Here is a 22794-nt window from a genome sequence, read left to right as displayed (position 1 = left end):
CTTTTAAACTGATTAAAATATTCGACCGACTGTTAAAAATAGTAGACTCCAAAGTAAAGCACTCACTCCAGCATATAGCATGTACGATTTTAGAGGCATATGCGAACTTCCACAAAAGTACCCCGTAACATGTCGCATGCCAGGAACAAAATAGCTGACTATAATGGCCGGGGCTCCGTATTTTTGAATCCAACCTTCCGCCTTATTACTCCATTTCAGTGAGAAACTCAACCATTTACCAAGCCAAGTTAGTAGTGGACGACCGATTCTTTTTCCTATCTCATAACTAACAAGCATGCCTATAAATGACCCACTAAAAACAGCTAGCAAAGAAAAACTATAATGTAACAGCCCGATTTTCGTAAAATAGCCGACAAGTAGTACCATCACTTCATCGGGAATCGGCAGGCTAAATAACCCGAGGGCAAGCACAATAAAAACAGCTGCGTACCCGTAGTTTTCAATTAATTGATCAATATACCCCATGGCACTCTCCTTCATCAACCTTAGTGCGTTCAACACAATAACGATTGCTTGTCTCATTTAAGTTTTCTTGTTAAGTTCACAAGGAATAGTGTAAGGTATGGAGTAACTCTAGAGTAAAGAAAGAAGTGAAAAGAAATGAAAAATAAATTCCAAAAAACATTTTCCACAGGGGAATTTGCCAAGTTACTTGAAATCAATAAAGATACGTTGCTTTATTATGATAAAATCGATTTATTTAAGCCTGCAGGTACCTTTGAAAACGGCTATCGCTACTACACATTTGATCAGTTCAACCAATTTGAAGGCATTCAATCGCTCCGTGCCGTTGAGTTACCAATTAAAGAACTCAAAACGTATTTTGATGCGCCTAACATCCAAATTTTGCAACAACTAGCGATGGAACAGAAAGAAAAAGTGGCAAAGGAAATCCAAAAATTGCAGGACATTCAATTTTTCCTAGAACGAACGGTTGCCCTGACAAAAGAGATGGAGGTGATTTTATTTGGTAAAGTTTTGCTGAAGCAATTACCAGCCGAACCTGTTGTGTATAGCGACGAGAAAATAGATTGGTCGGTATCAATGGAGGAACTTTACGAGCAATCTACGCCATTTTTAAAAAAACTTGGGGTTAAAAGTACAGCCGCATACGGTATTGTGTATTCAAAAGAAGATTTTCTAAATAAAGAGTCTGGAGAGGTAAGCTACCTATTTTGTCGCCTAGATGACCCGTCAGCAAGAATAAAACCAGCTGGACACTATGCGATTATTTATCATCAAGGAACTTATGATGAAATCTCGCAGACCTATCATACGCTGCTTGCTTATTTAGAACAGGAGCAGTTGTTGTTAGATGGTGATATTTATGAGGAATATTTACTGCACTCGATAGCAGCTAAAGAGGAAAAAGATTATATTACAAAAATTAGTGTGAAGGTAAAAACACGTGAGGCGAGTTATCAACCTCTTTAAAGTTTGTCATACTTTACGTCTATCTTGCTAGATAGGCGTTTTATTTTTTCAAAACCTCTCTCAAAATTTTAAAAAATAACTCTTTACTCTAGAGTTGCTCCATACCTTATACTCATACTTGTCGTTTTCATAACGACAAATACTTTGCAGGATGCATAAAAAAGATGCAAAAGATGGGAAAAATCCTACGTTCAAAAAACTGGTCTAAGTGAGTAGAAACGGAGAGGAAAATATGAAGAAAGGCTGGTTATACGTGGAGGTCTTAAATTGCTAGAAGGTATATTTAAAATCATAACAACAATTTTTGGTATTTACTTTGCTTTTGGTATAGGATTCTCCCTTTACGTACTTATTCAAAATAAATTGAAAGTATGGGATTGATTTTAATACTTTCAAGAGTTAATCTTTAAGCTGATTTTCTGAAAAGGGCAATGAGTGAACGCATAAAACTAATGACATTCGTTACTCAACAATAGGACGCTTTCCTTGAATAAAGGAAAGCGTCTTTTCAGTTAAACAGTTAGTTAGTAGTTATTGGATAACTTTTGAAACAAATAAGAAATTCAATCGTATATTAGTTGCAAACTACTTTAAGGTGAGGTTGGTAGTGGGAGCTACAATCTTTTATAAGCGCTTATATTAAAAATACATAATAGAAATTAGAATAAAGTTAAGGAGGAAATTATGATATATATAATCAGTTGTATTGTGTTAGGATTCGTCATACTAATGGGAGGGATTTTTTATAAGTTTCATAAAGATATGAATACTTTAGATACACAATAATGTTAAAGACTTTATAGAAACAAATAAAACAAATCCTTCATTTTCACTTTATGCTAAATATAATAAGCAAGTACTTTAGGACATCACCTGTGATCAAATATTGCCGTTAGCTAGTACGGTAAAAACGAATATTGCAATTGAATGTGCTTACCAAGTAGCAAATAATCAAATTAATCCTTTTGAAAAAGTAACTAAAGAGGAATTAGATCGACATTATCTAGCTAACTGTGATGGTGGCGCCCATGAAGCTTGGCTTAAAACAATTTCAACAAATGATATAACATTAAATGAAGTAGCAAAAGTCTGTATTTGCATTTAGTTCCAATGCAAATACAGACTTTTTATTAACGAAATTAAAGATTGAAGCCGTAAATTATCGTTTATAGGCATTCTATCCACTTGTAAGTGCATCATATGTTCTCCTCTATTTACACCAGGAAAAACAAGTATTTATTAAAAATATTGCTGCTGTTATTGAAAATATGGAAATGTAAGAATTTGTCCAATATGTCCTTCAAATGCACAATCGTTTACTAGAAAAGCCGTTTTCTATTGAAGAGAAAGTAAAGGCAACCAAGCTATTAAAATTAAATGTACAAAAGCATTATCAAATAAACTCCTAAGCTCCACAACACGTATGTACTGTAAACTGATGAGTATGTTAAATAGAATCGTATCATACACAATATAAACATTTTGGTCGTAAAGGTAGCTCAACTGTTTTTGTATTAACTGACACCGTTTATTCTACTGATATTGATGGGAATAAATTTGAACTAGCATTTTTTGCAAATAATTTAAACATGATAGAACAAAGGAGGATTTCCAAAAAATTCAAAACTCTATTATGAAGAATATATTAAAAGGTTAATTGTTAAATCTACAATTAATATTGGCCTTTAGTTAAAAGCAATCTTCCACAATAGGGCGCGATTGTTGCATAAGTCAGTCCAAAAACCGGTTTTCGACATTTGTAAGGAAATCGTTTTTTTATGCTACCATTTCCTTAACGTTGTAAATCCGCATTTTCCTGACGGGACCCCTCCTTATAATAGATTTTTTTATTTGACAAGTAATTATTATGTCTTAATATGTCTAGAAAATTAAGACCTGTGCAGGGCATAACCTCATCACTATCAAACTAACAAAATAAAATACTGTGATATGGACCATAACTTTTCCAGGTTGGTGGGGTTATGGTTCTTTTTTTGCCGCAAACTTAGGGTTCCAAAAATATGAGTCCAATAGTGAAAATGCATACCTTCATTTTATTAGCTTGATAGCGATGTGGTGCTATCCCTACATGTTCTGAATAAGAATAAGTAAAAAAGAACCCTAAGGTTCTTTTTTTACTTATGTTATTGTTTGTTACTTATAAGTAAAGGGATTTTTTTATTTAAAAAGCAGTGGTAAAAATCCAATAATATCGAAAGCAAGGTGGAAAATCCAACTTACCCAAACGCTCTTTGAATTTTTCCATATATAATTCAGTAATAGCCTAACAGGGACTATAGTTATCAATAATTGCAGTGGTACGAAACCATAAGTAGGAATATGCCACAAAGCAAACAGAACGCTACATATTATTGATGCTGTACCAAATCTCAATCCTTATTTTTGTAATGCGATAATTATGTTCGTACATATCAATTCTTCACCCATTAACATGAATGGTACACGGAATAAAATCATGTTTACTATTCAAACGGATTACCCCTGAGTTTCAGTGTTTTTTATATGTGTAATTTTCGATTTCCCATTGGTGGATATATTTATTGAAACTTTCAGATCTAATGTATTGCTTTGAAGAGGTATCATTCCTTTTTTTTGATATTTCTTCCATAAAGTTAGCTGATCACGATACATTAGATGGGATAATTGATAAACATCAATCCCCTTTTCCATCCCTTTTTGATAGGTCATTCTAATTTCTTTTTCAACTAGATTCTCAGCAATTTTTTTAACCTTATGTATAGGCATCGACTTCATTACTTGATACATATCGCCTTCTAGCCGGATATTCATGACAATATGTGGTTTTCCTTTTTCTATAGAAACTTTCGTATCTATTTTAGGATTTTTTAATGTGATTTCTCCAATGGCTTGATTCTTAAATTTTAATAGTAAAGGGGCTCGATTTGTATTTTTGTTAGTCCACCGAACTCCTGCTATATCAGAATCATTTAAATGATTGACATAGGACTTAGCAGCTATACAACCATATCCATTAAATTCTAACATCCGGAATGGTTTATGCCCCTTTTTCCAATGTTCTGTAGTTGTAGCTAAAAAAGGAATTCGAGTTGTCATTCCGGGTTCATAATAATTAGATCGAAACGTATACAGTCGCAAGGGATCCACACTTGCATATTGTCTAATCGTTTCTTGTGGTAAATTCATAAGAGTATATAAAGAAGAAATATTAAATATATTATTCGTTGCTAGTATGTTTTCTAATGGTTCCGTGGTTCCAAATATCCACATCGTGTTTCGAAACTGAAAAAAACGAGAGAGAAAATCATTAAGTTGATTTAAATTACCATTTTTGAGGAATCTTTCCGTCACAACGATACTTTTAATATGTTCCCATGAAACTTGCTGTTGTGTACTTTTATAAAAATCAAAAGCTGTGTCATATAAAATTTCCCCTTCCCCTTTTCCAATATAAACGGGACTGTAATTACGACTTGCGGTTCCTTCTTCTTTCGCCATATTGGTAAAATTAATAAACTGCGGATAAATAATATAATGATTGTCTTTAAAGTCAATTCCTAGGGTATTTATAAATAAAACATGCTCTAATTCTCGTCTATCCCAACAACCTGTGAGTAAAAAAAGAAACATGAGAAGGAATAGCCCCCCTTTTTTATTTATTTTCATCATTATTTGTCCTTTGCTTTGTATTATCATACGTATGAAGTTCTTTTGGTCGCTTCTTCATTTTGGTGAAAGGGATCCGAAATGTGGACGGTAACATACTACTAAACACGGGAGGGGAATATGGCGCGAGAAATGGGAGACCGAATGAACGTAAATTTGCTACGTGTATTACAATTACAAGTATGGAAAATATAAAACCTATGATTCCTAAAAAAGAAGACATTAAAAAAACACCATACCGCAAAATACTTAATGACCCAGTAAATGATTGATTGACTAAAGTAAAGGTTGAAACAACGGAAATAGCTATCATGACGACCATCGATGGTGAAACAAATCCAGAACTTATAGCTGCTTGTCCGATAATTAACCCACCTACCACAGATAAAGTTTGTCCAAATGCAGTAGGAATACGTAGGCCTGCTTGTCTTAGCAGTTCAAATAAGGTAATCATAATCAGTCCCTCTAATGGAGCCGGAAAAGGAATCCCTTCTCTTGATAAGCTTAATGTAGCTAGTAATGTGTAAGGAATTTGATCAGGGTGATATGTAACTAAGGCTACCCAAAATCCAGGAAGGAATATAGATATCCCTATTCCCAAAAGACTTAATAATCGTATAAAACTACCGAATAAGTAAAAATAATTTTGATCTTCAGCAGTATTTACAAAAAACGGGAAAGAAACTGGTGCAATCGTTGCAGTCGGTGAACTATCAACTAATAGAATAAAGCGCCCATGCAACAAACAATTCACTGCATAATCTGGTCTACCTGTATATTCAATTAAAGGAAATAAACTAAATTGATTCCCCGTAATGAATTCTTCGATCTGGGCACTTGAAACCACACCATCAATATTAATTTCTTTTAGCTTTAATTGAACTTGACTAATTGTTTCTTGTGATGCTACATCTTTTAGATACAAAAGTCCCACCTTCGTTTGCGTCCTTTCTCCAATAATAAATTCATCGTAGCTAAGTGAGCTTGTTTTGAGCCTTTTTCTAATTAAACCTATATTTGTACTAAGTTCTTCAACAAACCCATCCCGGCTTCCACGAATTGTCATTTCTGTATTGGATTGTTCAATAGATCTTGTAGGTAATTTCGCAATATCAATTGTGTACCCTCGTTTATATTCTTGAAAAATAATAAGTAGCTTTCCTTCAAATAGCATCCGAGAAACATTTTCGTTTGAGTTTTCTAACTCTAACGTTGTTACTGGGAACTGAGAGTTAGATGCTAGAAGATTTGAATCTTTAAATGAGCTCTGTAAAAGGTCGTTACACATTTCAGGAGCTATAGCTTGCTTTAACTTTGTATGATCAATTACATGTTGACAATACACCAATAAAATCGTTGTTGTAGTTGAACCTTCACACCATTTACGGTTCATTATTTTTACATCTTTGCAGCCTTCAAACCATAAACGGAGTATGGATTCATTTACTTCCACTGTTCTTTTCATCTATATTATCCCCTTTAATATATAATATTCTAAGCTCTTTTCTTATTTTTAGAGACCCAAACAAATACAAGTAAAAGCATAGAAAACAAGAATAACCCTATTGCTGAAATTGGTAAAAAAACATAAGATAAAAACCAATAAAAACTGGCATCACTGATGGGTAGTATACAAATAATCACCATAAACATAAGCAATGCAAACCTAATTTGATTACTCGCTTTCCGTTTTGTAACTTGTAACACGTCTGGAATGAGAAAAATAACGAGTGATATACGAATAAAAACCCCTACAAGCCACTGGTACACAGAAAGAAAGTCTAGATGTTCAATATACTTCCCAATTGACACAAGTCGCCATTCTTCAAAGGCTGGATATCTCTGATTTGCAGCCACAAATGGACCAAACTCTACAATAGCTGCCATGGTAGGACCTAGTGTAATACCAGCTAAAATGATTCCGACTATAATCAATTGAGATAATTTAATTTTGGTTCGCATATGATGTTGTAAAAAAAGAATGAAAATTAGTTCGATAAAACCTGCAGCTGGATAAATCATCCCTTTTATTACTGGGTCTATCCCATGCTCCATTATCGGTTTAAGTAAAGAATAATCTTTATGTGGAAAGTTTGCGATCATTACAAAAAATCCAAGCAAAAATACAACCGGTAATAAAATGCCTGTTGTGAGTGCAATAGATTGAACCCCTCTTTGTATATTATAAAAACAGATAATCGATAAAAGTACTCCCAATAATATTCTAGGTGTTTCTGGTAAATAAAAAGAGAAGAATGTTAGTGTTTCTTTTAATGTGACTGTGCCTAGAATAATCAAATATAAAACAATTATAGAAAGCAATGGATATGTGATAAATCCGCCATAATTTCTCATTAACCACGAGAATAAATGTTCTTCCCTTGTATATTTATGAACGATAAATACACAAGGAATCCAAATGATATAAACTAAACTCAAAATTATAATTGAGATCCAGGAATCTCGACCAGAATGATCTAATAGCATCGGAATTATAATGACGTGATTAATAATTCCAGTACTACCAATAAGGACAAGAGCAATCTGAAAAAAATTAACCATCTGCTTCGCCATATCTACCACCATATTTTGTCATAAATAAATGTTAGTATTATACTCGGTACGTTACACATTTATTCAACATGTATCTCTATTTGCAATATTCGGCTCTGGTGCAAGGCTCGAATGGTATCAAAATATAAGGTTAATTACGAACATTAAACATTTTTAGATTGCGGAGGATGTATTTTCAAAATCATTGAATGTTTAGATTAGAAATTCTATGAAATCATTCTTGCACTGAAACCGAAAAAACAATTGAAAATTGCTTATGTAATGCCCTTGATTTGTTAAGTTTTTTCTTTAAGAAATATTTTCAGATGAAAAGGCGACTCTTTTCTATTTAAAGAATCGCCTTTTCATCTTTTTTTAATTCCCTTAATTTCCGATTTGTCCTAAGGGTCATTTTTCATGTTCCTTGGGACAGCGCAGTTTTTCGTTTATAACCATTAATTACCCCAAAACAAAACAAGAATTTTGTGTAGCTTATTCATTTTTTTTTTGGGATAGTTTATTTTATGTTAGGTTGATGGGTATGTCGTGTGACCCCTATTAAGTGTGTTATTTTAAAACTGATAGAAGGGTATCACATATTTATAAATTTTCATACACTTTTCCCAAATCTTTTTTTAGTTGTGTTTTTAAGTGCTCATTTTCACTTTCTAATAACTTGTTCTTATGTTTTAAAAGGTTAATCTTATTCTTTAAAGTTTCTATGATTACATCTTTGGAGGCATCCGATGTCTTTCTTTTTATCTTCTTAAAATCATGTATGCCTTCTTGCTGTTGACGTAAGTTTTCAATCGTTTTTCTGATTAAGGGTTCTCTGTATAAATATGCTTTTGAAACCCGTGCTTTTTCTGAAACTGAATTAAAATTAATTTTTTGTCCTTCTTTAATCATTAACTGTATTACTTTATTGACTCGATATTGCGTTTTCTTCTTTTTTTTAGAAGCGTAATTCAATAACCCCGTTGTATTTGGATGTTTATTACCCATTAATTTTCCGCTCCGCTCCTATATATTCACGTTTATGTTTTGGCATACCAAAAATTCCAATTTCATTTTTCAATGAATCTCTAATTTCCTTATACTTATTAAGTTTGGGTTGAACCAATTCAATAGAACGAATACGACCGCTTGTTTGATACTTTATAATATCTTCTTCCATCTTTGATATCTGCACATTATAGTAATCTAAAAATGTTGTATCTACATGAAAACTCCTGCAATTATTTTTAATACAAGGGGTTTCTAATGAATAATCCAAAAATCCACAGCTAACCTTAGGACTTTTTATACAGAATCCATGATCTAAACGAATAGAGTCCATGTTATGGCGAATCCATTCTAGTTCCAAACCGTTTTCTTCTGCCTGCTCGGGTAGACTGGCTTGTATTAATTCTCCAGTTGTGTCAATACGTATTGAGTTTTGAACTTTTTCCCATTCTCTACGAAGAGTGTTATCTGAAATTTTTGCATAAGTTAATGTCATTTCAGGACTAGTATGTGCCATTAACTTTTGTACATGAAGAATATTCATACCATTGTTAATTAGATTAACCCCATATCTATGTCGAAAAGCATGGTTCTTAAATAGAAATATTTCTCCATTTTTATCCAAGATTTTATATTTTTCCGCTAGTTGATTTATTGCATAAGTAACCGATTTTTGTGAAAAAGCCATCCCCTTATTTTTCCCAGTAAGAACAGGGAACAAAAATTGATTTTGGTTATTATGCTTTTTTTTATGATTATTAATATACTCTTTCTGTATTTCAACAATTTCCACAATTTCCTCTGAAATAGGAACTATATGTTCTTTTACATTTACCTTTCGTTGATCTCCTACCAACCACCAACCATCTTGCTTATATACTAGACAATTTAATTGTAACTGACACACATCTGAAATCCTAAATCCTGTTGCTTCCATAATGACTATTAATCGTGCAATTTCAGAATCTAAATTGTGTAGATTTTCCAATACTTGCTCCCATATGAAATCTGGTACATGTTTAACATGCTGATGATAGTTTTTCTTTTCTCTTCGTGGGAAATCTTCCGAAAATATTAGCCTGTTAAGAGGAGTTTTAGGAGCTTCCTTCCATTCAAAACTTTGCATATATTCAATTATTCTTCTTACATTTGAAAGGCACTCTAATACATGACGATTACTAGGAACACGATTTTTCGTATAACTCTTTCCTCCCATCTTACGATTTCTAACATAGAATAAAAAATCTTCAATGTCCTGCCTTTGAAGATTCTGTAAATCTATCCACTTTGGATGAGTTTCTACAATGAAATCAAAAAACAAATACATTTTCTTTAAAATATTTTGGGCTGTCGCAAAGGTGATTTGTTGATGGACAAGTAATATTTGATATACATATTTTTTAACTAATTCCCGAAAGGGGAATTTTATACTGGTGAAATTAAGAAATATGTCTCTTCGAGACATATTATATGGGATCCCTAACTTTTTTACATTCCATTTATCTTTTTGATGTTCAGGTCGTTCGTCATAATAATTAGAAAAAAAATCGTATAAACTTTTACACACTCTAAGATAAGGTGAAATAAATTCTCCTCCGCGATGATGGGATTGTTTTAACGGCTTATTATTTTCAGCTAGATATAACTTGTACTCAGCTAATAATGTAGTGTAAGGAATATCAATTATCGACGTGACTTGAGGGAATTTTCCGATTAAAAATTCTGAAAAAAAGTACATTTTACTAAAATGCACGTAGATAAAGCTGGATAACTGCCAAATTTCATTGGTTAAAGAATAAAAAGAGTAGTACTTTATCTCCAGTTTAATAAATTTGTTACTAATTTTACTGAAATCAACAGATTTTATATTGTCTTTAAGTTTCCCCCTTCTATCTGGTATAGGAAACGCTTCGACAGTCCATTTATCTAGAGCCCAATAACCTTTAAGCTCACTCGTAGTTTTACGCTGTATTTTATTGAAATTAACAGATACTATACTCATTTTCTCATTCTCCTATGCTGCTGGGCTTCATCCCAGTGCTTTCTTATAGTTTCTTCGGATGGATGAATATACATGTTTAAAGTAGTTTGTACCTGGGCATGTCCTAATAATTTTTGAATGATACCAGCGTCCATACCTAAATCATAAAGTTGTGTTGCACATGTATGTCTAAGTGTATGAGCGGTAAAGTCTATTTTCGTTTTCTTAGACAGTATTCGTATAACAGCTTGCAAAGCCCAATATTGCATTGGTTGCCCTTTATTTTTCCCTTTTAAATTAATAAACACATGGTTAGAATCTACATCATTAGTATGATAATCGATAATATAATCTTGGAATAAATTCATTGTTTCATTTGATACATACACTTTCCTTTTTTCCCCAGCTTGTGTTTTGGATTTTCTAACAGTGATACTACCATCATTGATATTAAAGTCCTCTATCCATAAACTTAATAACTCCGAAGCTCTTAATCCTCCTTCATATAGAATACGAATTATTAACTCGTCTCTTATATTGCTACATGCTATATGAATTAATTCTGCCTGCTTAATAGCAATTGTTTTTATTTTTCTTTTAGGTTCCCTAAGTTTTAAGATATTAATGTTTGTTGTTGGGGTATGTGTTATATGATCTAAAAACTTGCGATACTTACGCCTTGTATTATGGACTTCTTTTGTAACTTTGGATTTTACATTAAACAAGATTTGACCACTACGCCATTGATAGTCCAAGAATTCGATAACACAATTAGTAATCAAGTTAACGGAAGATTCAGTTCTTTTAGCGTACGCTAACTTCTTTGTGTCATTTAAATAGATAGTATTTATATCATCTGTTGGTTTTCTTAACCAATGAATAAATTCTGTTAATAAACTTAGATTCACTTCTCTGTAATCTTTATTCTTTTCGTTTAGAAAACACCAGAATATTTTCAAATGATAACAGTACGTTTTAAGCGTATTAGGTGCTTTTCCTAAAGAATCCTTATGTTTTATAAATTTCATGACTGGGATAACTGGTTCACCATTGTTATGTAAAACCATCCATCGTTCTTCCCCAAACGATGTAATAATACTTTGTACTTTAAACATTTTTCCACCTCCAACTGTTCAATCTATCTATACTATAAATACTATCTCTTTTTACTATTATTATAGCTTCTACAAAGAGACAAAAAAAGAGAACTACCTATCGTTGTATACGTTATCTCTACTCATATATTATACTATTGTTAATACCATACCTCTTCCTTTTGGCATATTAGCATTCTTCACGATTTGTGCCCTCCTAATAATGTGTTTCTATATCTTGCTGTTGCGACGCTTGTGTAAGAAATACCTCGTAAAATACTGTTCTTACCAAATCGTGTTCGAATTTCATCCATAACTTTCGTTAATCGTATTTCTTTTTCTCTTTGTATAATGTTATCGAAAAGCGAAATTTGCTCTTCCCCCTCATTAATAAGGTTTGTTAATGAAACACTTACTGATCGAATCGGCTCTCCTGTATGGCGTTCATATAAAAAATATGTACAAACATTATAAATATCCATCGTTAAGTTTGTTGCTCTATTTAACGTATGTGCCTTTTTTATTCCTCCACCGTATTCCTTGCTATATCCAACTGAAAAATGAATTGTTTGTGCGCATTTCTTTTCTCGTCTCAACCTATAGCAAACCTCTTCTATATGCTCTAATAAAATAACTATGAACTCTTCTACCGAATAATCACGCAATAATATTTGGCTTTTCGCTATAGATGTTGTCGCTGGAACGTATTTTTCTGCTATTCTACTAAAATCAATTCCGTTACTATGTAGATGTAATTCTTCTCCTATTACACCGAATGATTGCTTTAAATATTTCAAAGGATACTGAGCTAATTCTCCAATGGTATGTATACCTTTTCGATTCAATTTCATTTCTGTTTTATACGATATACCCCAAAATTTACTGAGCGGTCTAATACTCCATAACTTCTCGGGTATATCGTCATACGTCCACTGTGCTATTCCATCCCTATTCTTTTTCGCTTCCACATCCATCGCTACTTTACTTAATAATAAATTAGGCCCAATACCAATCGTACTTTCAATCCTTGTATGTTCATATATTTCTCGCTTAAACTTTAATGCGAATTCGCGCGGATTACTGGCAAACAAATGAATACTTGCAGTCATATCCATAAAAAATTCATCGATACTATATTGATGAAAATCTTCCGGTGCGACATATTGCAAAGCCAAACCCGTTATGAAAGTTGAACACTTCATATACGTATGCATAATTGGATTCACAATAATAATATCTGGTCGCTTCGGTATTTCGTACAAACGAGCCATCTTCTTTATTCCTAACGCTTTTAATGGCGGTGTTGCTGCTAATACAATTGATCCGCTCTGATTCACATCCCCTACGACAGCCAATTTTGTATATCTTGGATCAAGTCCTTTTTTAATACATGATACGCTTGCATAAAAGCTACGAAGGTCTACACAAAGAATAATCCGATTCGGTAAAAGAGAATAATCATACAAGGTTATCACTCCTAACAAAAGAACATTTGTTCTTATTATATCCGAACTAACGTTCTTTTTAAAGGTATTTCTATGAAAATTTTGGTTAAAATGACCGGGCTTTAAAAATCTAAAAACATTTAAGAGCCCTACAATATTCAAATACTGTTTTCACCATTAGGAGATGACACTGTATTTAGTTCTAAAAAATCTCACTCAATGCATACTCAGTAACATGAATATATATATACACTATCAATCACGGCTGGAAAAACTCTGTATATAAAACAGCTAGAATTTCAAGTAACTGATGAACATAAAAACTACTAAAATTCACTTCAGCTTTCATGTCTCTAATTCATATATTCTTCTAAATTTATTTTCAGCAAAATCTCCTACATAGCGCCTGTGCCAAGATTCATCTGCATAACTAGTTACATTCTCCTTTTTGCTATTATTAATAGCTTAGTAATAAAAGCTGTTAAACAGCAAAGGTGCGAAGTCTTAAATTAGACTTCGCACCTTATACAAATTTATAATCAGTGACGATACAAACACGACTACAATAATATATACATAATAATCACTCATTATATCTGTTACTTCTTTACTCGGCTGGAGAGAATACAATATATAAACCAATCCTTTTACTTAGCCATCTCTCATGATTGGTTTGATTATTCCTAGATACTTAACGCCTTCTATACTCATTTCAAGCGGTAATCCATTCCGATTGAAATTACAAATGACAAAATTTTTCTGTTTTTCCTTTTTGCCTACTTGCTAAATTCAGCAATTAAAACGTTTTTAAAAGACTCTGGATTATTAATGTTAAAACTGTTCGAATTGATAGCGAGTGTATGTTTACCTCCAAGTGTTCCACCAACAAAAGTGGAAAACCCTGGAACGGCCCCTCTGTGTCCCCATACCGAGACACCGTTCGGAAGCTTAATTTCAAGGATTCCAAGACCATATCCGGTTCCCTCTCTATTTGTAGGAACTGTAGTAAGCATTTGTTTTAATTGCTGTTCCTTCAGTAATTTGCCACCTAGTAAGTAAGAGAAAAATTTGTTTAAGTCGTCAGCAGTAGAAATCATATCTCCATCCGAGCTACCTGGGTTAATATAAGTAACGTCTTTTAGCTCACTCGCTCCGTCTAGTTGCAAATAGCCACGGGCATGCTTGGTGCCTGGAATCACGCTTGAATTGCCAGGTAGAAATGTATTTGACAAATCAAGCGGTTCAATAATCCGATTTTCAACCTCTTCGGCATAACTGTTGCCAGTTACTTTTTCAATAAGGATCCCCAGTAATACGTATCCTGTGTTTGAATAAGACCAACCCTTTCCTGGGGCAAAGTCTGGGGGAAGTGAAATCCCCATCTTTACAAATTCTTCAGCCGTATACGATTTTTTTGTATCCGTAATATCAAAGTCTTTTGAATTTATATAGTCAGCAATACCACTTGTATGATTCAATATTTGCCGGATCGTAATCTGGTTACCATCATATCCGTTTCCTTGAATAACGCCAGGTAACCATTTTTCAATGGAGTCGTCTAGATTCAAACGGTTCTCTCCAGATAATTGAAGTAGAACTGTTGCAATGAACGTTTTCGTCACACTGCCAATGCGAAAACGAAAATCTGCTTTCATTGGTTTCTTAGTTCTCAGATCCGCTATCCCAGCGGTATAACTCCAAGTTTTACCACCCTTAGAAATTTGAGCGAGTATTCCCGGGTATCCAAGTTGCAGTTCATCTCGTATTGCTTTCTTAACGGAAGTACGATCGCTTTGCGTACTTGTTTGTAACGAACTAGATACATTTTGCGTAGGTTCTGCTTTTACAACTGATGTTGGTGTTATGTATAACAGGGAACTTCCACCTATTAAAAGTGCTAGACTTGCACATGTAATTTTACTGCATGTTTTCATAAAAAATTCCTCTCTTCTATTAAAATTGTATAGATAGTTGATAGAAGTGTCATATACGAACCACACAGCTATCCATTCTCCAAATGATGAAAAGGCAACAATGCATTTGCAATCATTGTACTCATTATTTTCACAAAACACTCTTGTTACTGATTGTTTGTTTTATATGTAGGCCGTACTTGTTCCCCCCTTCACGCCTCCTTATATTTTTATCCTACACAATGAAAATCTCTTTTTTCTTACCTTTTCCTTACAAATTCCTTACATTCAAAATCACTTATACACTAGGGTTGAAGTAGCATCTGTGCCCGAAAGCGCAAAAAACACCGATGCTTTTCGCTTCAGTGTTTTTTGCGCTTTACATATTGAAGATTCATTTTACTCTTAACAGGTTAAATTGCTGATTTTTTCTAATACGATTATTCTTCTTACTATATAAAACAAATTTCATAGTATTATATGAAACACTTCTCAAGTTGTCATTAAGGCACATGATTCTAAATTTATTAATGTAGTTGAGATGGACTCACTTTTTGAATTTGAACGAGTATATCAAACGCTTTACCTAATGATATATCAATAGTTTTTGGTATATCAGGCCCTTCGGTAGTTATTCCAGCGAAAATTGGATGTTGTTCGTTTAACCAAGTTTTTGTCACGCCGTTCGCCTTACGTAAATCAATAAAAAATTGATCTTTTTTGACCTGTCCAAAAATGTAGTTATAACTGTTTGAATCATCCGATTTTAATGTTCCATAGGGGCCAAATTCACCATCGCTATTCTTGACATTGTATTGTCCTTCATAAACTGACGTTCCAATAGATACGTACCGTTTTCCGTAATATTCTGCTAAATGCTGCCCAGCTACTTTAGGATATATAAAAGGAAGCATATTTGTTTTCGAAACGTGTCCATTATGTCCCCATACAATCGTTTTTCCTAAATGTTCTTCAGTCCACTTCGCATTTTCATACATTGCAATATCATGTTTCAAATAAAAATCCGATGGTTTATCAGGAGGTGTCGCTAACATTGTAGTAAACTGTTCAATAATACGAGCATTTTGCTTTATCCATGCAAACTCTTTAGACTTTCCATTTAAATAGCTTTTATTTTCCTCTAATAAAGCACTAATTTGTTTAGCATCTAAAACATACTTTTCTTTTTCTTCTTTCGTAAGGCTTTCAAAAGTATTCATATCCTTTGTTACAGGAATAAGACCTTTTATCTTCTCTTCTACTCTAGGCAACAGTTTTGAATTGTTCGCTTTAATATATTCTATTATATTATTATAAACATTCTCGTTTACTGATTGAATGTCCATCCCGATGATACGTACTTTAGATTTATGTTTTGGATTAGCATTATATTGCCGAATCCAATCAAGTAAAGCTAGCATTTCTTTCGTCTTAAATGTAGGTGATAGATGTTGGCTTGGGTTTCCCTTACCAGTAAGAACATATCGATCAAGTTCCAAGGCCCTATCCCACCCTTCTTCTAAAACTAGATTGGTAAAGCCCTTTTCAGATACTAAATACTTAACAATACGGTGTTTCATCGTAAAAACTTCATGAGCTCCATGCGTAGCTTCACCTAAACCTACAATTGAAGCTGAACCTACCATATCCTTAAGTGGTTTCAAATCATTAAAAGATGCAGTTGGATTAGTTGTTTTTAAAGGCTTTGCATGTGCTTCTAACCATTTTGCTATTTGATTTGTATTGTAGGGAGCTGTAACAGAAACCTCTGTTTTCGAATCTGCATAAGTATTTCCTACAAAATGAGTCATTGTTATAGCAGAAGCAACAATTGCAATAATTATTTTCTTTTTCATAAAAAACCTCCTGAAATATTTACTTATAGCTTTTTGACATACTCTGCCAACTTCCATTTAAAACATTCATTTTCTTATTACTGTTCAGATACATTTATTCTAGTTCCTAAAACTCACTTATTTCTTAATAGGTTCTTAAGAAATTCTTAATTCACTTATGCGAATATAAAACTACATAAGCTTCAATCCATTGTAGTGTAAACTCCTCATCGCATAATATTATAATGTATAGATATTCGTTATAAATGATGTTATCTAAAGTATTCAATTTCAGTATGTATTATTAACGTAGTTAATATATGGTTAATATGAAGTTCCAAATTTTGATTGTTTGTAGTCTCTTTATCATAGAGTTAATTTAGGGGTTATTTTTTGTTCACTTCATTTTTTTCGGCACTCTGCATCTAGACAGTATACCCATTGGCCACAGTTAGACTATTTCAAATCAAAAAAATAGATTACCTGTACACTAAAAAGTATAGCGCACAGATAATCTAGTTGTTTTTGAGATTAATAAAACACTAATTTATTTTTTGAATTCTTCCATCAATAACAGACTGAATTGGTTCTTTTGATTTTTTTATATAATCTACTAATGCTTCAAAATCAGTTGGTCCTGTTTCAGCATCTTTACCGTTTTTAAAGGATACAAATCCATCTCCACCTGAAGCTAGAAATGCGTTAGCAACGACGCTGTAAGTTTTAGATGGAGTAATTTCTTCTCCATTTGTTAAGCGAATATTTGTTACTTTTTCTCCATTAGGCTTGTTCGCATCCCAAGTGTATTGGATCCCTGAAATTTGAAGCATTCTTGTTATATCTTTTTGCCATTGTTGATTTAAAATATCACGAATGTCTTGACCTGTTAAATTTACTTTTATTAATTGATTTCCGAATGGTTGAATACCATATATCTCTCCCCATGTAATATCACCAGCATCTAAGTCATTACGAATACCACCAGGATTCATAAGTGCAATTTGGGATTGCATTGTTGCACGCTGGGCATCAGCAACCAAATTTCCCAGAGTAGATTCACCAGCCGTATTGAGTTTGCGATCTAGTGGAGCAATAGACTTACCTACAACTTCATTAACAAGAGGTGCGATTTTTGCTTGATATTTCTCCATCTTCTTCTTTATTTTTTTATCAGGCTCCATGCCTTCATGGTAAGTTGTAACAATTTCTGCTTTTTTCTCAACAATATCTTGTGTCTTACGATCAATCTTTACATCAACATCAGCAAAAGCCATACCATAAGAATTTGCTTGTACGACAAGTTTATTATTAACAGTTCCATTTACATAAGTGTGGCTATGGCCACCAAAAATAACATCGACTTCTGGATCAGTCTCATTTGCTAATCGGACGATATCACCATTTGTTACGCCGTTCCCATCTGTTGTACCTCCGTTATGTGCAAGAACAACGATAGATTTAACGCCTAGTTTTTTTAATTGCTTTACGGATTTGTTAATAGCTTCAACTTCATCTGTAATTTCTACATTCTTTAGCATAGTAGGCATAACAAGGTTAGGAACATCCGTTGTTACGACTCCAATAAAGCCAACTGGAACTCCTTGTACCTTTTTTATAGTGAATGGTGGTAAAAATAGACGCCCGGTGGATTTATTATAGAAATTTGCAGCAACATATGGAAATTTTGCTCCTTTAAAATTACCTGTTTTCTCATGGTATCCACCATAAATAAGGCGATGCATTTCCTCAACACCTTCATCAAATTCATGATTTCCTATCGTTCCAACATCGAATTTCAAATCATTTAGAAATTCAATTGTAGGTTCGTCTTGTAATAATGCTGAAACAGGAGTACTTGCTCCAACAACATCTCCAGCATGTACCTTTAATATATTCGGATTTTGTTTTTCACGATCACGTAAATAAGCCCCTAAGTACTCAATTCCCCCTGCATCTTTATTGTTAATTTTTTTTACCGTGTCTAGTTGCCCATGAAAATCGTTAATACCGAGCATTTGTACATCTATGTAGCGGTTTGATTCTGTACTTGCTTGGGCTGAAGGCATAGCAAATACACTAGTAAAAGTAACTGTACTTAATGCTAAAGCAACTGGAATGATTTTTTTCAACATAAAATTTCTCTCCCCTAATTAAAATCTGACATAATACGATGTTATTTTAATATATTAAGAGAATTATTTCCATAAAAATTCTACCAATTATAAAAATTAATAAGATTTTATTGTTTTCTGACAAGATATTTCTTCCTCAAAAAAATGTACATTTCTTTGTTTTGAGGATTATTCAAAATATTATCTTGATAGTAATATAACAATACTTCTAAGAAATCTAAAAAACTCTAATCAATACATTTTAGCTGTTAAGAAGAATATTCAATCCAAAATTAATGGAGATTTATCAACCTAACATCTCAATATTACCATTTAAAAAGATGCTCCTGGATTTATCCAAGAGCATCTTTTATAAAGCTTTATTTTTTACTTGTTTATAATTTATCAATTAACAATTATATAGTTGTAATCAGTCCTTTAAAAATAATAGGAGTGCTTCATTAAATTCTTTAGCATGAGTTGCGTTTAACCCATGAGGACCGCCCTGTATTAAAGCGAGTTTACTACCAGGAATGGCATCATATGTACGTTTTCCACTTAATTCAAAAGGTACAGTTGCATCAGAGTCACCGTGAATAATAAGAGTAGGTATATTAAACTTCTCCAAATCTTTTCTAAAATCTGTCTTACTAAAGGCGGTAATACAATCAAGCGTTCCTTTAGGTGATGCACCGGCTGCAATATCCCAATTATATAAACGGAATGGTTCACTAACTAAATCTGTTCGATTACCAGCCGCGAAAAATCCCTTAGTAAATTCATCAAGAAATGCAAGGCGGTCATTTATCACACCGCTTTTGAATGCTTCAATTGTAGCATCATCTAATGCCCCTTCAGGATGTTCCTCTGATTTGTATAAATATGGAGGAACTGCTCCAGCAAAAACAGCCTTTTCAATACGATCTGTTCCATACGTACTAATGTACCGGGCTACCTCGCCTCCACCCATAGAAAAACCAACAAGTGTGACATTTTGAAGCTCTAAATGTTCTAATAGTTGATGTAAATCAGAAGTAAAGGTATCATATTCATACCCTTCCCACGGCTGAGATGATTTTCCAAACCCTCGACGATCATACGTTATAACTCTGTATCCAGCCTCAACAAGAGCTGGAACTTGGTATTCCCAAGATCGACCACTTAACGGCCAACCATGAATTAGTACAACTGGTTTTCCTGTGCCATGATCCTCATAATATATCTCAATTGGTGCTTGATTTTCGGTTCCCACAGTAATTTTAGCCATGCTTCTACCTCCAAAAAGTATTCTAATATGTATCCTTTTCTTCAATAATCCGGATGAATCTCACAATCTATTTATGCACGTTTATGTTGTGAACTCTAAGTATGAAACTCTATTGTTCCAATGCATTCATTTTCTCCTTTTGGAACAATCCCCCCTCTAATACCTTTTTCATCATAAAATAATTACTGAACATTACTTATATTCAATTGTAATAACAAAAATAGGTGACTATCAATATTGTTCTATCTATAGGATGTATAGGTAAAACCAATCTATTTTATAGTGAAAACAACTATAGTTACGACCTATACAAATTATAGATAATTTAGAATTGATTAATGAATCAGTTTTCAAATACTATAAATTTGTATAGCACTTCATGTTCTGTGAATGCTGCTATGACCAATATTATTGGTCAGCTTAGTTATAAACGAAGAAACTTATGATAGTATTCGACTATTTAAACTTTCTTCGATTACTTAATTTTTAGGAGGAATACATAATGACTGATCTCTATTCTCGTATTAACAAAGATGATGCTGTCGTTCTTTTAGTAGATCATCAAACTGGTCTTATGTCCGGTCTAGTACGTGACTATGGTGTTGATGAATTCAAGAACAATGTTTTAGCTCTTGCTCATACTGCTAAGTTTTTTGATTTACCAGTTATTTTAACAACAAGTTTTGAAAACGGACCTAACGGACCTTTAATGCAAGAATTGGTTGATCTCTTTCCTCATGCACCAAAAATAGCTCGACCTGGACAAATTAACGCATGGGATAATGATGATTTCGTAAAAGCAATCGAAGAAACTGGAAAAAAGCAACTTATCATCGCGGGCGTAGTTACGGACGTTTGTGTTGCTTTCCCTGCACTTTCCGCTATAAAAGCTGGATATGAAGTATTTGCTGTTACTGATGCTTCAGGAACTTTCAGTAAACAAGTTGCAGATGCTGCAAATACTCGTATGGCACATAGTGGTGTGCAACTTATGAACTGGTTTAGCGTAGCTTGCGAATTACAACGCGATTGGCGCAACGATGTCGAAGGTTTTGGCAATTTGCTTGCTAGCAATCTTCCAGGCTATCAAAATATAATTGGAAGCTATATGGGCGCGCAGCGAGATCTTAGTAAACAAAATGCATAATAGCTTTTCTTTCAAAAAACTAGATAGTATACATTTAGTGCTGATTAAATCAGCACTCTCTTTTAAATTAAAAGGTATAGCAAATATTTTATTTTTACGATTACAGGTTTAATTAACAGAAAACATATTTTTTCAATAATATTAATTTTAAACAATTACAAAAGGAGCTGTTTATTATGAGTAATTTAGAATTGTTAAATCCGGAGAACAGTGCATTAATTTAATTGATTTTCAACCTCAAATGACTTTTGGAGTTGCAAGTATTGATAGACAAACATTGATTAATAACGTTATGCTGCTTGCTAAATCAGCAAAAACTTTTAACGTACCTACTATTCTTACTACAGTTGAAACACGCAGCTTTTCTGGTTATTTTTGGCCACAAATTCTTGATATATTCCCAAACCATGAAATTATAGAACGTAGTTCAATGAATTCTTGGGAAGATCCGAAATTTGTTGAGGCAGTTAAAGCAACCGGTAGAAAGAAATTAATATTTGCAGCACTTTGGACTGAAGTTTGCCTTGCATTCCCTGTGCTTGAAGCAATTAAAGCTGGCTATGAGGTGTATGCAGTTGATGATGCTTCAGGTGGTACTAGTTTGACAGCACATAACGCTGCTATGCGTCGTGTAGAACAAGCTGGTGCAATTCCAGTGACAGCAATTCAAGTTTTACTTGAATACCAACGTGACTGGGCACACAAAGACACTTATGATGCTGTAATGGAGATTGTAAAGGAACACACTGGTGCTTATGGTCAAGGTGTAGAATACGCATATACTATGGTGCATGGCGCGCTTCCAAGCAGGAAAATATGAAACAAGAAGGAGTAGCTGTCGAAGAGACTTATACAGGGAACACGATGGATGCTGGCAATCCAGTAACAACGATTGTTACATGGGAAATTCAAGAAGGTAGAGAAAAACAGTTTGAAACATGGAGACATGAAATTGAGGCTGCGGCTACTAAATTCCCAGGACATTTAGGTGTAAATCTAATAGTCCCAAGTAACGAATCCAGAGAGTATACTGTTATTTTTCGCTTTGATACGTATGAGCATCTACGTGCTTGGCAAGAATCAGATGTTCGCCGGGATTTGTTAAAAACGGCCGAGCAATTTCAAGCCAATAATCCAACTTACAAAACTGAAAGCAGTTTGGCTTATTGGTTTGTTACTCCGAAAACGCCAGTTCCACCTCCAAAATGGAAAATGTCTATCGTTACCCTTCTGGGGGTATGGCCTCTTAGAACCTGTTTAAAATCTTTTTAATAAAATCGCTACACCTGCCAATAAGCAACTCTGTCTGCTATTTTCAAGTG

The 22794-nt window shown here is 33.5% G+C and carries 15 protein-coding genes and 3 pseudogenes; 5 read left to right on the top strand and 13 right to left on the bottom strand.

Features of this window, described 5'->3' with window-relative positions:
• Window positions 1-12: 12 nt before the first annotated feature.
• Window positions 13-501, bottom strand: coding sequence for a DedA family protein (locus ACQRBL_RS14800; RefSeq protein WP_411995958.1), 489 nt, complete (start codon window positions 499-501; stop codon window positions 13-15).
• Between the two features lie 120 nt (window positions 502-621).
• Here ACQRBL_RS14800 and ACQRBL_RS14795 point away from each other — a divergent pair, with 120 nt between their 5' ends.
• The gene (locus tag ACQRBL_RS14795; protein ID WP_340872563.1) at window positions 622-1455 is read left to right on the top strand and encodes a MerR family transcriptional regulator; all 834 of its coding nucleotides are present in this window, start codon (window positions 622-624) and stop codon (window positions 1453-1455) included.
• Window positions 1456-2341: 886 nt separating this feature from the next.
• Window positions 2342-2560, top strand: coding sequence for a hypothetical protein (locus ACQRBL_RS14790; protein WP_411995959.1), 219 nt, complete (start codon window positions 2342-2344; stop codon window positions 2558-2560).
• Window positions 2561-3633: 1073 nt separating this feature from the next.
• Here the strand turns inward: ACQRBL_RS14790 and ACQRBL_RS14785 are convergent.
• The 12 genes and pseudogenes from ACQRBL_RS14785 to ACQRBL_RS14730 all read right to left on the bottom strand — a co-directional run.
• Window positions 3634-3939, bottom strand: a pseudogene (locus ACQRBL_RS14785) (CPBP family intramembrane glutamic endopeptidase); the annotation flags it as partial.
• A 12-nt stretch (window positions 3940-3951) separates the two neighbouring features.
• Window positions 3952-5121 carry a Ger(x)C family spore germination protein gene (locus ACQRBL_RS14780; RefSeq protein ID WP_411995960.1) on the bottom strand — a complete coding sequence of 390 codons (1170 nt, stop codon included), beginning with the start codon at window positions 5119-5121 and terminating at the stop codon, window positions 3952-3954.
• Window positions 5108-6586: a spore germination protein GerXA gene (gene gerXA / locus ACQRBL_RS14775; protein ID WP_411995961.1), complete on the bottom strand. Its 1479-nt coding sequence runs from the start codon at window positions 6584-6586 to the stop codon at window positions 5108-5110. Before gerXA ends, ACQRBL_RS14780 begins: the two co-directional genes overlap by 14 nt.
• A gap of 29 nt (window positions 6587-6615) precedes the next feature.
• Window positions 6616-7683, bottom strand: a complete 1068-nt coding sequence (gene gerXB / locus ACQRBL_RS14770; RefSeq protein ID WP_151635402.1) for a spore germination protein GerXB — start codon at window positions 7681-7683, stop codon at window positions 6616-6618.
• Window positions 7684-8274: 591 nt separating this feature from the next.
• Window positions 8275-8679: a DUF6262 family protein gene (locus ACQRBL_RS14765; RefSeq protein ID WP_340872552.1), complete on the bottom strand. Its 405-nt coding sequence runs from the start codon at window positions 8677-8679 to the stop codon at window positions 8275-8277.
• Window positions 8672-10681: a tyrosine-type recombinase/integrase gene (locus ACQRBL_RS14760; RefSeq protein WP_411995962.1), complete on the bottom strand. Its 2010-nt coding sequence runs from the start codon at window positions 10679-10681 to the stop codon at window positions 8672-8674. The genes ACQRBL_RS14765 and ACQRBL_RS14760 overlap by 8 nt, the downstream gene beginning before the upstream one ends.
• Window positions 10678-11775, bottom strand: a complete 1098-nt coding sequence (locus ACQRBL_RS14755) for a tyrosine-type recombinase/integrase (protein ID WP_340872550.1) — start codon at window positions 11773-11775, stop codon at window positions 10678-10680. Before ACQRBL_RS14755 ends, ACQRBL_RS14760 begins: the two co-directional genes overlap by 4 nt.
• A 179-nt stretch (window positions 11776-11954) precedes the next feature.
• Window positions 11955-13220 carry a Y-family DNA polymerase gene (locus tag ACQRBL_RS14750; RefSeq protein ID WP_097920286.1) on the bottom strand — a complete coding sequence of 422 codons (1266 nt, stop codon included), beginning with the start codon at window positions 13218-13220 and terminating at the stop codon, window positions 11955-11957.
• 755 nt (window positions 13221-13975) lie between these two features.
• Window positions 13976-15133 carry a serine hydrolase domain-containing protein gene (locus ACQRBL_RS14745; RefSeq protein ID WP_023522377.1) on the bottom strand — a complete coding sequence of 386 codons (1158 nt, stop codon included), beginning with the start codon at window positions 15131-15133 and terminating at the stop codon, window positions 13976-13978.
• A 506-nt stretch (window positions 15134-15639) separates the two neighbouring features.
• Window positions 15640-16968 (bottom strand): erythromycin esterase family protein, encoded by a 1329-nt coding sequence (locus ACQRBL_RS14740; RefSeq protein ID WP_023522378.1) that lies wholly within the window; start codon window positions 16966-16968, stop codon window positions 15640-15642.
• A 521-nt stretch (window positions 16969-17489) separates the two neighbouring features.
• Complete coding sequence (locus tag ACQRBL_RS14735) at window positions 17490-19079, bottom strand: bifunctional metallophosphatase/5'-nucleotidase (RefSeq protein ID WP_411995963.1); 1590 nt, start codon at window positions 19077-19079, stop codon at window positions 17490-17492.
• Between the two features lie 409 nt (window positions 19080-19488).
• The gene (locus ACQRBL_RS14730) at window positions 19489-20325 is read right to left on the bottom strand and encodes a bromoperoxidase (protein ID WP_023522382.1); all 837 of its coding nucleotides are present in this window, start codon (window positions 20323-20325) and stop codon (window positions 19489-19491) included.
• Between the two features lie 502 nt (window positions 20326-20827).
• Here ACQRBL_RS14730 and ycaC point away from each other — a divergent pair.
• The 3 genes and pseudogenes from ycaC to ACQRBL_RS14715 form a co-directional block, all read left to right on the top strand.
• Window positions 20828-21472, top strand: a complete 645-nt coding sequence (gene ycaC, locus ACQRBL_RS14725) for an isochorismate family cysteine hydrolase YcaC (protein ID WP_000131213.1) — start codon at window positions 20828-20830, stop codon at window positions 21470-21472.
• Between the two features lie 176 nt (window positions 21473-21648).
• Window positions 21649-22292: pseudogene (locus ACQRBL_RS14720) on the top strand (hydrolase).
• Window positions 22289-22720, top strand: a pseudogene (locus ACQRBL_RS14715) (antibiotic biosynthesis monooxygenase); the annotation flags it as partial. The pseudogenes ACQRBL_RS14720 and ACQRBL_RS14715, both read left to right, overlap by 4 nt.
• Window positions 22721-22794 lie beyond the last annotated feature (74 nt).

It is taken from the genome of Bacillus sp. AF62 (genome assembly GCF_050312695.1).
Taxonomy (GTDB): domain Bacteria; phylum Bacillota; class Bacilli; order Bacillales; family Bacillaceae_G; genus Bacillus_A; species Bacillus_A cereus.
Note: the sequence above shows the minus strand (reverse complement) of the source record. Positions and strands in the feature narration are given on the sequence as shown.

What these genes read in the sequence shown, in the direction of transcription:
- gerXB (WP_151635402.1), bottom strand. Translation starts at nt 7,683, where the DNA reads ATGGTTAATTTTTTTCAGATTGCTCTTGTCCTTATTGGTAGTACTGGA.
- ACQRBL_RS14765 (WP_340872552.1), bottom strand. Translation starts at nt 8,679, where the DNA reads ATGGGTAATAAACATCCAAATACAACGGGGTTATTGAATTACGCTTCT.
- ACQRBL_RS14795 (WP_340872563.1), top strand. Translation starts at nt 622, where the DNA reads ATGAAAAATAAATTCCAAAAAACATTTTCCACAGGGGAATTTGCCAAG.
- ACQRBL_RS14800 (WP_411995958.1), bottom strand. Translation starts at nt 501, where the DNA reads ATGAAGGAGAGTGCCATGGGGTATATTGATCAATTAATTGAAAACTAC.
- ACQRBL_RS14735 (WP_411995963.1), bottom strand. Translation starts at nt 19,079, where the DNA reads ATGTTGAAAAAAATCATTCCAGTTGCTTTAGCATTAAGTACAGTTACT.
- ycaC (WP_000131213.1), top strand. Translation starts at nt 20,828, where the DNA reads ATGACTGATCTCTATTCTCGTATTAACAAAGATGATGCTGTCGTTCTT.
- ACQRBL_RS14755 (WP_340872550.1), bottom strand. Translation starts at nt 11,775, where the DNA reads ATGTTTAAAGTACAAAGTATTATTACATCGTTTGGGGAAGAACGATGG.
- gerXA (WP_411995961.1), bottom strand. Translation starts at nt 6,586, where the DNA reads ATGAAAAGAACAGTGGAAGTAAATGAATCCATACTCCGTTTATGGTTT.
- ACQRBL_RS14780 (WP_411995960.1), bottom strand. Translation starts at nt 5,121, where the DNA reads ATGAAAATAAATAAAAAAGGGGGGCTATTCCTTCTCATGTTTCTTTTT.
- ACQRBL_RS14745 (WP_023522377.1), bottom strand. Translation starts at nt 15,133, where the DNA reads ATGAAAACATGCAGTAAAATTACATGTGCAAGTCTAGCACTTTTAATA.
- ACQRBL_RS14760 (WP_411995962.1), bottom strand. Translation starts at nt 10,681, where the DNA reads ATGAGTATAGTATCTGTTAATTTCAATAAAATACAGCGTAAAACTACG.
- ACQRBL_RS14730 (WP_023522382.1), bottom strand. Translation starts at nt 20,325, where the DNA reads ATGGCTAAAATTACTGTGGGAACCGAAAATCAAGCACCAATTGAGATA.
- ACQRBL_RS14740 (WP_023522378.1), bottom strand. Translation starts at nt 16,968, where the DNA reads ATGAAAAAGAAAATAATTATTGCAATTGTTGCTTCTGCTATAACAATG.